15 protein-coding genes are annotated in these 12680 nt (G+C 41.1%); 11 read left to right on the plus strand and 4 right to left on the minus strand.

The genetic code is table 11. From position 1 onward, the window contains the following. Positions 1–40 precede the first annotated feature (40 nt). Positions 41–481, minus strand: a complete 441-nt coding sequence (locus GXP75_RS05370) for a PH domain-containing protein (protein ID WP_242556290.1) — start codon at positions 479–481, stop codon at positions 41–43. A 241-nt stretch (positions 482–722) separates the two neighbouring features. Here GXP75_RS05370 and soj point away from each other — a divergent pair, with 241 nt between their 5' ends. Further along, positions 723–1484 carry a sporulation initiation inhibitor protein Soj gene (gene soj / locus GXP75_RS05375; RefSeq protein WP_003326048.1) on the plus strand — a complete coding sequence of 254 codons (762 nt, stop codon included), beginning with the start codon at positions 723–725 and terminating at the stop codon, positions 1482–1484. Beyond that, the gene (locus GXP75_RS05380) at positions 1477–2316 is read left to right on the plus strand and encodes a ParB/RepB/Spo0J family partition protein (RefSeq protein ID WP_003326050.1); all 840 of its coding nucleotides are present in this window, start codon (positions 1477–1479) and stop codon (positions 2314–2316) included. The genes soj and GXP75_RS05380 overlap by 8 nt, the downstream gene beginning before the upstream one ends. Positions 2317–2351: 35 nt before the next feature. Here the strand turns inward: GXP75_RS05380 and yyaC are convergent, their stop codons facing one another. After that, on the minus strand, positions 2352–2966 hold the full coding sequence (gene yyaC, locus GXP75_RS05385; protein WP_010790554.1) for a spore protease YyaC: 615 nt from the start codon (positions 2964–2966) through the stop codon (positions 2352–2354). 89 nt (positions 2967–3055) lie between these two features. Between yyaC and GXP75_RS05390 the strand changes: the two genes are divergently transcribed. From GXP75_RS05390 to GXP75_RS05425, 8 genes are all read left to right on the plus strand, one after another. Next, positions 3056–4060: a YkvI family membrane protein gene (locus tag GXP75_RS05390; RefSeq protein ID WP_106044823.1), complete on the plus strand. Its 1005-nt coding sequence runs from the start codon at positions 3056–3058 to the stop codon at positions 4058–4060. Between the two features lie 131 nt (positions 4061–4191). Then, entirely contained in the window at positions 4192–4398 is a 207-nt protein-coding gene (locus GXP75_RS05395; RefSeq protein ID WP_003326053.1) for a DUF951 domain-containing protein, read from the plus strand. A 49-nt stretch (positions 4399–4447) separates the two neighbouring features. After that, positions 4448–6451, plus strand: a complete 2004-nt coding sequence (locus GXP75_RS05400) for a molybdopterin-dependent oxidoreductase (protein WP_242556291.1) — start codon at positions 4448–4450, stop codon at positions 6449–6451. A gap of 126 nt (positions 6452–6577) precedes the next feature. Further along, a complete protein-coding gene (gene ychF / locus GXP75_RS05405; RefSeq protein ID WP_214919279.1) occupies positions 6578–7678 on the plus strand; it encodes a redox-regulated ATPase YchF in 1101 nt (366 codons plus the stop codon). A 112-nt stretch (positions 7679–7790) separates the two neighbouring features. Then, entirely contained in the window at positions 7791–8078 is a 288-nt protein-coding gene (rpsF, locus tag GXP75_RS05410; RefSeq protein ID WP_003326056.1) for a 30S ribosomal protein S6, read from the plus strand. A gap of 39 nt (positions 8079–8117) precedes the next feature. Then, the gene (gene ssbA, locus GXP75_RS05415; RefSeq protein ID WP_003326057.1) at positions 8118–8633 is read left to right on the plus strand and encodes a single-stranded DNA-binding protein SsbA; all 516 of its coding nucleotides are present in this window, start codon (positions 8118–8120) and stop codon (positions 8631–8633) included. Between the two features lie 43 nt (positions 8634–8676). Next, a complete protein-coding gene (rpsR, locus tag GXP75_RS05420; RefSeq protein ID WP_003326058.1) occupies positions 8677–8916 on the plus strand; it encodes a 30S ribosomal protein S18 in 240 nt (79 codons plus the stop codon). Positions 8917–9046: 130 nt separating this feature from the next. Further along, positions 9047–9886: an MBL fold metallo-hydrolase gene (locus GXP75_RS05425; RefSeq protein WP_242556292.1), complete on the plus strand. Its 840-nt coding sequence runs from the start codon at positions 9047–9049 to the stop codon at positions 9884–9886. 98 nt (positions 9887–9984) lie between these two features. Here the strand turns inward: GXP75_RS05425 and GXP75_RS05430 are convergent, their stop codons facing one another. Together GXP75_RS05430 and GXP75_RS05435 are read right to left on the minus strand one after the other, a co-directional pair. Further along, positions 9985–10653 carry a GntR family transcriptional regulator gene (locus GXP75_RS05430; protein ID WP_396022445.1) on the minus strand — a complete coding sequence of 223 codons (669 nt, stop codon included), beginning with the start codon at positions 10651–10653 and terminating at the stop codon, positions 9985–9987. Between the two features lie 88 nt (positions 10654–10741). Next, positions 10742–11662: a DMT family transporter gene (locus tag GXP75_RS05435; RefSeq protein ID WP_242556293.1), complete on the minus strand. Its 921-nt coding sequence runs from the start codon at positions 11660–11662 to the stop codon at positions 10742–10744. 188 nt (positions 11663–11850) lie between these two features. Between GXP75_RS05435 and GXP75_RS05440 the strand changes: the two genes are divergently transcribed. Beyond that, on the plus strand, positions 11851–12609 hold the full coding sequence (locus GXP75_RS05440; protein ID WP_242556294.1) for an exodeoxyribonuclease III: 759 nt from the start codon (positions 11851–11853) through the stop codon (positions 12607–12609). Positions 12610–12680: the final 71 nt, after the last annotated feature.

Here is a 12680-nt window from a genome sequence, read left to right on the forward strand (position 1 = left end):
CCTGGTTAACAGGAGAGTTTTTTTAGTAAAAGGAAGTAAATTACTTTTTGTGATATTCTACAATAATATCAGGATTCTTTTCTATGAGCTTTTCTATAAATTGATTTTGTACCATAGGGGAAATGACCAAGTGTCCAAAACCCCCTCTGTAATAAATGGTGATAGCCTTCCGAGAGCCAATAAGGCGAAATCCGGAAAACAGCTTGTTTTTTTGAATCACCCTATCAATCAAATGATAAGGAATTTTACTCCTGATGAGCCCGGCTTTAATATAAAGATGATGTTCGTCCAGTACATATTTTAAATCAATAAAACTCCAAAGAATGATCACGTTGAGGAATGTCATTATGCTAAAAATCGTCCAGCTCCATCCGCCGGAATTTCCAAGTATAAAAGGGACAAAAGCATCCGCTTGAATCAGCAAGACAAGAAAAGCCATAATGAGCGATACAGGCAGATCACGTTTTGTTTTAAAAACCATATATACACCGCCTATCTGTCTTCTATGTAACTTCTTCTTTTTAAATCATCAAAATCCCTTTTTCAGGTCAAAAAAACTTAGAAATGAAAGAATGTATAAGAGGGAGCATAGTGTTTATAATGAAATTTCCGAATATATCCTTTCGGAAGAAACAAAAAAATGAAAAAAGTGAAACGCTTTATTCTTTTTTTGTTAAAATAGAGACATGACAGTACATGTTCATGTGAAAGTAGGTGACATCGTGGGGAAAATCATAGCAATTACGAACCAAAAAGGCGGGGTCGGTAAAACAACGACTTCAGTCAACCTTGGAGCGTGTCTAGCTTACATAGGAAAAAGGGTTCTGCTAGTAGATATTGATCCGCAAGGGAATGCAACAAGCGGATTAGGGATTGAGAAAGCCGATGTAGATCATTGTGTGTACGATATTTTAGTAGATGATGCAGATGTAATAGATATAATTAAACCGACTTCAGTGGAGAACTTGGATGTAATTCCCGCGACAATACAGCTTGCGGGGGCAGAAATTGAATTAGTCCCGACCATCTCAAGAGAGGTCAGATTAAAAAGAGCGTTAGAAGCAGTGAAGCAAAACTATGACTATATTATTATTGATTGCCCGCCGTCATTAGGTTTGCTGACAATTAATGCGCTAACCGCTTCAGATTCGGTCGTTATTCCTGTTCAATGCGAATACTATGCTCTTGAAGGTTTAAGCCAGTTATTAAATACAGTACGGCTGGTGCAAAAGCACTTAAATACTGATTTAATGATTGAAGGCGTGTTACTGACGATGCTTGATGCCAGAACAAACCTGGGTATTCAAGTTATAGAAGAGGTTAAGAAGTATTTTAGAGATAAAGTATATCAGACGGTAATTCCTCGAAATGTCCGCCTGAGCGAGGCACCGAGTCACGGTAAGCCCATCATTTTATACGATCCGCGATCAAGAGGTGCGGAAGTATATTTAGATTTAGCAAAGGAAGTGGCTGCGAATGGCTAAGGGTCTTGGAAAAGGGTTTAACGCGTTGTTTAATGTGTCTGAAGAGACGGTTGAGGAAATCAAAATTAGCGAATTGCGTCCTAATCCTTATCAGCCCAGAAAAACCTTTGACGATGAATCATTAGCTGAATTAAAGGAGTCTGTATTGCAGCATGGAATCCTTCAGCCTATCATTGTCAGAAAATCTTTAAAAGGCTATGATATTGTCGCTGGAGAACGGCGCTTCCGTGCGGCAAAGCTTGCCGGTTTAGATACAGTGCCTGCCATTGTACGCGAATTATCAGAGTCATTGATGAGAGAAATCGCGTTACTGGAAAATCTTCAGCGTGAGGACTTGTCACCGTTGGAAGAAGCTCTTGCTTACGATTCTCTGCTTAAGCATTTAGATGTAACGCAAGAACAACTGGCGAAACGTCTTGGAAAAAGCAGACCTCATATTGCCAACCATTTACGATTGCTGACCCTGCCAGAGGAAATTCAGCAGCTCATTGCCGATGGGACACTTTCAATGGGGCACGGCAGAACATTATTGGGACTGAAAAATAAAAATAAGCTTCAACCATTAGTTCAAAAAGTGATAGCAGAACAGCTCAATGTCCGCCAGCTTGAACAGATCATTCAACAACTAAACCAGGATGTTTCACGTGAAACAAAGAAAAAGGAACCTCCGAAAGATGCTGTTTTAAAAGAAAGAGAATCTTATTTACAAGATTATTTTGGAACGACAGTCAATATAAAAAGACAAAAGAAAAAAGGCAAAATAGAAATTGAATTTTTCTCTAATGAAGATCTTGACCGCATTCTTGATCTTTTGGCAGAAAAAGATTCTTGAGCAAAGAAACCATCTTCATATAGAGATGGTTTTTTTTATAGCCGTCCTGTAAGCTTCTGAAACGGATTGAGCCGCTCTTGTCTCCACTCTGTCCGGTCTGTTAAACTCAGTCCTTCAGCAAGCACTGTTGCCATACTCATGACCAAATGGAGACGGGTGTTTTGCAGGACAAAGTACTCCATAAATCCGCTCACATTGACTATTCCGTTGATATGAAGATGCCCAACCTCAGGTAAATCTTTTTGCACACCCGCTCCGGGTTTCAAAGGCCCCTCTCCAATTTGGAATGAACCAACGCTTTTTACACGGCCCAAACACGCATCGACCGCGATAACGAATGGATTTTTATGTAGTTTATGAATCTCACTGAGTTTGTCTTTCATGTTAACAGCATGAACAGGATCGGATAGTGTTCCGTAAACGTGTAATCTGTTCAATTGCAGTTGTCTCAGCTTCATCCCCACAAGCGGGCCTAATGAATCGCCGGTGGAACGGTCTGTCCCTATACATACCACAACAATGGGTCTGCCGGCAGCTTTGCGTAAGGCCGCGGCGAGAATGGTTTGAATTTGTTTTGCTGCTGTTGAATCCGTATGTGAAACATATTGCTTTACTCGTTCCTGAGAAAAAAGCCCGCCTTTTCGATTCATAGGTTTCACTTCCTTGTCATAGTAGTAACAGTATACGGAAACAAGCTGAAATCTATACCTATGAGGTGATAAAGTTGTGGAAGGCCGGGATGAGGTGGATGCTGCTCATTTTAGGAAGCTTAATCGGCGCCGGATACGCTAGCGGTCAAGAAATATGGCAGTTTTTCGGCGTGGAAAGCGGACTTGCTATTTTTTTATTTACAGTGATGTTCAGTCTCTCGGCTTACGTCGTTATGAAAATAAGCTATAAGGTTCAATCGACGCATTTTCTGCCCGTTCTCGAACATTTAATGGGCCCGCTGCTGGCCAAGATTTATGATGTGCTTATTGTGTTCTATTTATTTTCGACTACAACCGTGATGATTGCGGGCGGCGGAGTTACGCTTCAAATGTACAAGCTTCCCTTTTGGGCGGGTGTCGCATTGCTTTGCGGCGTAACTGTTTGTTTGTTTTTTTGGGATATTAATGGGATCTTATCTGTGAACACAGTTCTCATCCCCATCCTCGTGGCTGGTTTGCTGTATGCGTTATTTTCTTTTCAGACAACCCATCATCATACGTGGACGATTGATTTGACCCGGCAATATAATTGGCCGGCAAGTATCACCTTTACGTCTCTGAACATTCTTTCGGTTGTAGCCATCTTATCTTCTGTAGGCAAGGACATGAAAGGGTTGGGAGAAGCGAAGATCGCTAGTGTGGCAAGCGGTCTGATTTTTGGGATTATTTCATTTGTGTATAATGAAACGTTAGTCGAGCTTGCCGGAAGTCTTTCACAATATGAAATTCCGCTTTTTGCTGTGCTTGAGGGCGCACCTTATCCCTTATTTTTATGTATGACTGCGGTATTGTGTTTAGCGATCTATACGACGACAGTTGCGGGAGTATTTGGGCTGTCGAGCCGGCTGCTTGCATTTGTCAGGCTTCCGAGATGGATGGTTGTCTTTCTTCTCTTAGCCGCGATGGTTCCTTTTACATCTTTCGGTTTTTCTGACTTAATTGCTTTTTTATACCCGATTTATGGATTATTGAACCTTTATTTATTAGTTTGTCTATTATTATACCCTATTTTAAGTAAGTGGAAAAAAATATAAAATTATATTAAAAATGTGAAATAGTTATCGTATCCTACAGGGATTTTTTTCTTTTCAATGATGATGATTGCTCTTATCATCTGTTTTTTTGTACAATAGAAAAAGCAGTCTATGAAAAGAGGTGAATGGTCTTGGCGGATAAAGACTTTGGCCTGAATGATGTTGTTGAAATGAAAAAACCTCACCCGTGCGGAGCGAACAGATGGAAAATTATACGGATGGGGATGGATATTCGAATTAAGTGTGAGGGATGCTCCCACAGTGTAATGATTCCGAGAAAAGAATTCGAAAGAAAATTAAAAAAAGTATTAGTCAAGCATGAGGAGCCTACTTCATAGAAAGGCTGTCACTCATGCTTTTTCATATAGTACGTAAGGAGAGACGCCGATGAGCAAAGTGCATCAATCAGCTTGTCCGCTGAATTGCTGGGATAGCTGCGGATTTTTGGTGACTGTCGAGAATGAAAAGGTGAAAAAAGTGGACGGAGATCCTCATCACCCGATAACCGAAGGGAAAATCTGCGGACGCGGGAGAATGCTTGAAACGAAAACGAATGCGCCTGAACGGCTCCGTTATCCGATGAAAAAGCAAAACGGTGAGTTTGTGCGCATCTCTTGGTACCAGGCATTGGATGAAATTGCGGACAGGATGCAAAAGATTAAGGAGACAGCGGGAACAACGGCAGTTTTGCATAGTCATGATTATGCAAATAACGGACTTTTAAAAGCGCTGGATCAGCGTTTTTTTAATGGTTACGGCGGTGTAACCGAAATTGTCGGAAGTATTTGCTGGGGCTCGGGGATAGAGGCGCAGAGCTGGGATTTTGGCCGCTCTTACGGCCATGGCCCTCTGGATATATACAATAGTAAGCATGTCATTGTTTGGGGGAGAAATGTGTCCCGAACCAATATGCACTTATATCATCATTTGCAGCAGGTCAAAAAACAGGGCTCGACTCTCACGGTAATTGATCCGATTTTCAACCCGACTGCTAAGCTTGCAGACCGGTACATTTCTGTAAAACCCGGTATGGACGGGTGGCTTGCGGCTGGTGTATTGAAAATTCTAATTCAATCAGGGAAAACAAATGAGGATTTCATTCGTAATCATTCATTCGGTTTTGATGAGGTGGCATCCTTGCTGGCATCTGTTTCTTTGGAAGAGATTATTATAAAAACTGAAACATCAATAGAAGAGCTTCAGTATTTGGCGGATATTTATGCCGATGGACCGACGGCCACGTTTATGGGGCTCGGAATGCAGCGTTATAAAAACGGCGGCGGAACGATCCGTTGGATTGATGCCCTTGTTGCGGCTAGCGGTAATGTCGGAATTAAGGGAGGCGGCGCAAATTTCGGAAATGTCCAAATTGGAGAAAGCTTTGCGAAGCCGAAGTTGACTCTTCCGGAATTAAAAACTCAATCCCGAACGTTTTCAATGATGACACAGGCAGAAGAGATCTTGACGGCAGCCGATCCTGCAATCGAAATGATAATCGTAACGTGCGGCAATCCGCTTACACAGGTGCCAAATACCAATAAGGTGAAGGAAGCTTTTGAAAAAGTGCCGATGTCGGTAGCCATTGATTCGATTTTGACTGATACCGCGAAGCTTTGTGACTACGTCCTGCCGACGGCAACCGTGTTTGAGGAAGAGGATATTTATTATTCAAGTATGTACCATCATTTTGTGCAGTATGGAAAAAAGCTTGTTGAACCGCAGGGAGAAGCAAAGTCTGACAGCTGGATCTGGGCCGAGCTTGCCAAGCGACTTGGATTTGGAGAGCTTTTTGAGTATAGCACGGAAGAATTTTTGCAAATGGGCTTGTCCTCTTTAGAAAAAGAGGGCGTGGCACTTGAGCGGTTGAAAGAGAAAGGGCATCTTCCCCTCCCTGTGAAAGAAGTGCCGTGGGATGATTATAAGTTTTTGACTCCGAGTGGAAAGTTTGAATTTGTTTCATCTGCGGCAGAGAAAAAAGGCTATAGCGGTCTGCCTAAATTGGACGTGCCTGAAGAATCTGCATTTCATGACAGCCGGCTTGCTGAAAAATACCCTTATACCCTTTTGTCGATTCATCCGCAGCGTTCAAACCATTCCCAACACGTACCGTTTATTGAAAAGATGCAGCATATACAGGTTGATATTTCTCCTGATATTGCTGACGAACAGGCGGTGCAGGATGGTGATGTTGTAGTGGTATTTAATGAGCGGGGACATTTGGAAGGAAAGGCTAAGATTATGAAACAGGCCCACCCGAAAACAATCAATATAGATGAAGGCATGTGGTCGGCATTCGGAGGCTCGGTCAATACGCTCACTAAGGATACAAATTCTGATAATGGAATGGGAAGTACGCTTTTTGACTGTCTTGTAGGCATGAAAAAAGCGTAATCAGAGGAATTGAGGGGGTCAAAAGGCTTTTTTGCCAGCTTGTCTTTTCCAGTGAACCTCCTTATAATTGCTCTAGGTTCAAAAAACGTTAACACAATGATGGTTTTATATAGAGGAGATGAAAGAATGGCTTTAACAGCTGGAATTGTTGGTTTGCCTAACGTCGGGAAATCAACGTTGTTTAATGCGATTACACAGGCCGGCGCAGAATCTGCCAACTACCCGTTCTGTACGATTGACCCGAACGTCGGGATTGTAGAAGTGCCGGATGAACGCCTTCAAAAGCTGACAGAACTGGTTAACCCGAAAAAAACAGTGCCTACTGCTTTTGAATTCACGGACATTGCCGGGATTGTAAAAGGTGCATCTAAAGGTGAAGGATTGGGAAATAAATTTCTTTCTCATATTCGCCAGGTTGACGCGATCTGCCACGTTGTACGCGCTTTTGCGGATGATAATATTACACACGTTTCAGGAAAGGTAGATCCGATTGATGATATCGAAACGATCAACCTTGAATTGATTCTGGCTGACATGGAGACGGTTGAGAAACGAATCGTTCGCGTCAGCAAACTTGCAAAGCAAAAAGACAAAGATGCGGTTATTGAATTTGATATTTTAACAAAGCTGAAGGAAGCGTTTGAGCAGGAAAAACCGGCGCGCTCAGTGGAATTCACGGAAGAACAGAATAAACTTGTGAAGCAGCTTCACCTTCTTACATCTAAACCGGTACTATATGTGGCGAACGTCAGTGAAGATGAAGTAGCTGATCCGTCCGGAAATGAATATGTTGCTAAAATCCGTGAATATGCTTCAGGAGAAAAAGCAGAAGTCATCGTGGTTTGTGCAAAGATCGAGTCTGAAATTGCAGAACTTGAAGGCGATGAAAAGCAAATGTTCCTTGAAGAGCTTGGAATTGAGGAGTCAGGCCTTGATCAGCTGATTAAAGCGTCATACTCATTGCTTGGCTTGGCAACGTATTTTACAGCAGGCGAGCAGGAAGTAAGAGCCTGGACGTTCAAAAGAGGTATGAAGGCGCCTGAGTGTGCAGGAATCATCCATACTGACTTTGAACGGGGATTTATCCGCGCTGAAACGGTGGCGTATGATGACCTTCTTGACGGAGGCAGCATGGCAGCTGCGAAGGAAGCAGGAAAAGTCCGTCTTGAGGGGAAAGAATACACTGTGAAAGACGGAGATGTCATTCATTTCCGATTTAATGTATAAGCCAGAGTTGTAATAGGACAAGAGCTTTGGTATAATATAAAATTGTGAGTAATAGAATTATTGCTCCTTGCCCATTTAATGGGCCGCTTAGTCCAAAAGGAGGTGCAAACAGATGAGAAAGTACGAAGTTATGTACATTATCCGTCCAAACGTTGATGATGAGTCTAAAAAAGCAGTTGTTGAACGTTTCAACAATGTTTTGACTTCTAACGGTGCGGAGATCACTGGAACAAAAGATTGGGGTAAACGCCGTCTTGCTTACGAAATCAATGATTTCCGTGAGGGTTTTTACCAAATCGTAAATGTTCAGTCTGATGCTGCGGCAGTTCAAGAATTTGACCGTCTAGCTAAGATCAGTGACGATATCATTCGCCACGTTGTTGTAAAAGAAGAAGAATAAGCTAATTGAAATATATAATGTTAAAGGGTGGTCTTTCTTATGCTTAACCGAGTTGTATTAGTCGGAAGACTGACAAAAGACCCAGAGCTTCGTTATACGCCTAACGGTGCGGCTGTTGCCACGTTTACTCTTGCGGTGAATCGTACGTTTACGAATCAGTCAGGAGAACGTGAGGCCGATTTCATTAATTGTGTCACTTGGAGAAGACAAGCCGAAAACGTTGCAAACTTCCTTAAAAAAGGAAGCCTTGCAGGCGTGGATGGCCGTTTACAAACAAGAAATTACGAAAACCAGCAGGGACAGCGCGTCTTCGTGACCGAAGTTCAGGCTGAAAGTGTTCAGTTTCTTGAGCCGAAAAGCGGCGGCGGTTCTGGTTCAGGTGGATACAACGAAGGAAATAGCGGAGGCCAGTACTTTGGCGGAGGCCAAAATGATAATCCATTTGGCGGAAATCAAAACAATCAGAAACGAAATCAAGGGAACAGCTTCAATGATGACCCATTTGCCAACGACGGCAAACCGATTGACATCTCAGATGATGATCTTCCGTTCTAATGTGAATATCGCTTAATTTCAAAAGGAAAGGAGGGAAATGACAATGGCAGGAGGACGCAGAGGCGGTCGCGCGAAACGCCGTAAGGTTTGTTACTTCACTTCTAACGGCATTACGCACATCGACTACAAAGACGTAGATCTTCTTAGAAAGTTCGTTTCTGAGCGAGGTAAAATTTTACCACGTCGTGTAACTGGAACAAACGCTAAGTATCAACGTAAACTTACAGCAGCAATCAAACTTTCTCGTCAAATGGCATTACTACCATACGTAACTGGTGAGTAAGCTGAGACGTTTAAAGAGCAAGGACCTTAGGGTTCTTGCTCTTTTTTTCAAAAGAAAAACAACAGATCTTCACAGATAATATGTTTTAAAGGAATGAAAGCAATCTGATGTAGAAAGGTGCTATGATTTCATGAAACTATCTGTATTAGTGGATAATAATACTTTTATTGATCGATATTTTTTAGGGGAACCGGCATTATCTTTCTTTATTGAAGAGGGTAATAAGCGTATTCTATTTGATACTGGATATTCTGATATCTTTATTAAGAATGCTGAAAAAATGAATATTGATTTATCGGATTTAGATTTTGTTGCCTTATCACATGGACATGTAGACCACACTTGGGGATTAACTCATTTAATTAGACTGTACATGGAAGCTAAAAATGAGAATATGATACATAAAACGCCTGCAGTTATAGGACACCCATTAGTGTTCGAAAGTAAATTATTTGATTCTATAGGTGAGATAGGAAGTATCTTATCTCATGAAAAGGTAAATAAACACTTTCCTGTCCGTTTATCTAAAGAACCAGTATGGCTGACTGATCAATTGGTATTTTTAGGAGAAGTTAAAAGGAAATTTGATTTTGAAGGCAAAGGTGCGATAGGGAAAATTGTGACTGAACAAGGTGAAGTTGAGGATCTTGTACAGGATGATACAGCCTTAGTATATAAGTCATCCGAAGGGCTGGTTATTATTGTAGGCTGTGCGCATTCCGGAATTTGTAACATTATTGAATATGCTAAAGAAGTATGCCAGGAAGAAAGAATAGCTGATATTATTGGAGGATTTCATTTGTTGGATCCTCCAAAAGAACAGTTGGAGAAAACGGTACAATACATAAAAGAAATTAAACCTGCAGATCTTCATCCTTGTCATTGTACTGATTTAGCCTCTAAAGTAGCACTTTCAACAGTAGCCGATATAAAAGAAGTTGGAGCAGGATTAAAATTGGAGTATTTGTAGCTTTTTGAAAAGCTCGATGATTTTATTTAAGATCCGCAAAAGCAGCATGTGTTCAATCCCATGCTGCTTATTTGAATGAGAGCACCTTATCAAAATTCTTATTGCTCATTATTCAATTGAATGTGGTCTAAGCTGTTCTTCCAGTTCGCTTTGATTGCTTTGATGGCGAGATTTATTTTTTGGTTTCTAATGGCATCTATTATTTGCAGATGTTCATTATAGGATGTATGCATGGCATCATTTTGGCTGAAATAATACATTTCGATTCTTTGTATTTTCGTTTTGAGGCTGATCAGCATCTTTTGCAGCTCTGAGTTATTGGATAGTTGAATGATTTTATCATGAAAAGCATTATCTGCCTCAAGTGCAGTAAACCTATCTCCTGATTCCATGGCATGATGCAAATGTTCATTAAGCTGTTCCAGCTCTTCTAAATCTGCTGATGTCATGTGAGGAAATGCTTTCTCCATAGCCAAGCTCTCTAGTGTCCATACAATTGAATAGATATTATATGCATCATTTAAGTCAATTGGAGATACTAATGTCCATCTATTGGCTTTAGTCACCACAAGTCCATCATTTTCTAATTTAAGTAAAGCTTCTCGAATGGGGGTACGGCTGATTCCCAGCGTCTCTGATAAATCTTGATCTCTTAATTTTGCCCCGGGTTCAAGTTTGCCTGTGATGATCCAATCTCGCAGCGTGTTGTATACTTCATCCTTCATAAACGTCCGTTTTAATTTTGGCTCATTCTTATTAATAGTCAATGTTCAGCACCTCTTCAAAAGGGAGAATTAATATGTAATATACCACATTGAGCCTGAGTTGACAGCGCCGGGTGGAAAGGGTAAAAGCTTATTTAAGTTTTCTTTCTTTGATAGATAAGATCATGATTGTACTTAGAATACAGCATGTTCCTAACCACTCTGATATTCCAAAGGTTACATGCAGCCATATAACTGATAAAAAGGCTGCCGATAATGGTTCTGCACATGCTATGAGACTAGTTTCAGAAGCCGTTAGATATTTTAAGCTTTCTAAGTAACAATAAAAAGCTGTGAGTGTTCCAAATAGGACAATAAATATAACTGTGGCATACGCTGACACAGACCATTGCCCTTCAAACTTCCAAGGCGGATGAATCAAACTTAAACCTAATCCCCCTATTAACATCCCCCATCCTACTACAATAGCAGCTCCCCATTTCGCAAGCAGTTTGTGCGGGTGGAGTGTATAAAAAGCAAGTGCAAACGCTGAGCTAAGGCCCCAAAAAAGCGCCCATCCAGAAATGGAAAGACTATGAATATCGCCATGGGTAACAAGAAAAAATGTTCCTATAATAGCTAAAAATACAGCGATTAACTCTTTTACAGTAGGGAGGCGCTTTGAACGAATAGCCACATAACATGTAATGAGGGCAGGAGCTAAGTATTGGAGCACAGTAGCTGTCGCTGCATTTCCATGCTGGATGGCGGCGAAGTAGGTATATTGAACAGACAACATGCCTAGAATACCAAATAAAACTAGATTTAGCCCATCCGTTTTATCCTTCCATACTGCCCATATTCGTTGTTTTTCTTTTCGATAAGCAAGCCCTAATAATAGAATGCCTGATAATAATAAACGTACGACAGTTAACCACTCTACATTAAAGTGTTGTTGTTGGAAGAGATATTGAGCGACAGTTCCTGATACTCCCCATAAAATGGAGCCTGTAAGTACAAGTGCAATTCCTTTTGTTCGTGAGTGCGATAGTGCTGCGTGTTCACCATTCATATTTTTCCCTCGCCAATCTTGTTTTTTTATCGATGTCTATTAGAAAATCTGCAATAAGATTGAATGATTAGTAAAGTGTAATATATTATATACTATATTATAAATGTCAGTCAAAGACAGATTGATTTCACTGTGATAATTTTAAAGATAACGATTTTGCAGCAGCGAATCAGCCAGGGGGAGTACAAATGAAACTGATGTCATGGAACGTAAACGGGCTGCGTGCCCTTTTGACAAAAATGAATTTTAACAGCTATCTGGAAGAAGAGAACGTTGATATTTTCTGCCTGCAGGAAATCAAATTACAAGATGGACAGATTAAGTTAGAACCAGAGGGCTATCATGTGTATTGGAATTACGCTGAGAAAAAAGGATATTCCGGAACAGCGATTTTTACCAAAAAAAAGCCGCTTGCTGTTACGTACGGCTTAGGAATAAAAGAGCACGATCAAGAGGGCAGATTGATCACGTTGGAATTTGAGAACATGTATGTCATTACGGTATATACACCGAATGCAAAACGCGGATTAGAGCGTATCGACTATCGCATGGAATGGGAAGATGCTTTTTTATCCTATATAAAAGCATTAGATGTGAAGAAGCCTGTCGTGTTATGCGGTGATTTGAATGTTGCGCATCAAGAAATCGATTTGAAAAACCCTAAAGCAAACCGAAAAAATGCCGGTTTTTCTGATCAGGAAAGAGAAAGATTCAGTCAGATGTTAGAGGAAGGATTCATTGATACATTCCGCTACTTACACCCCAATCAGGAAGGGGCATATTCTTGGTGGTCCTACCGCATGAATGCGCGGGCCAAAAACGTTGGCTGGCGTCTAGATTATTTCATAGTGTCAGAAAGGCTCAAAAAGCAGATCAGGGGCGCAAAGATCTGCAATGAAGTGATGGGTTCCGACCATTGCCCGGTTGAGCTGACGATTGATCTTTAATCCGGAAGACCCTTTCAAGATAAAGGGTCTTTTTTTCATCTTTGTAATCTTGCTCATACATCCCAAAATCC

Source organism: Bacillus sp. HU-1818 (assembly GCF_022695965.1).
Taxonomy (GTDB): domain Bacteria; phylum Bacillota; class Bacilli; order Bacillales; family Bacillaceae; genus Bacillus; species Bacillus atrophaeus.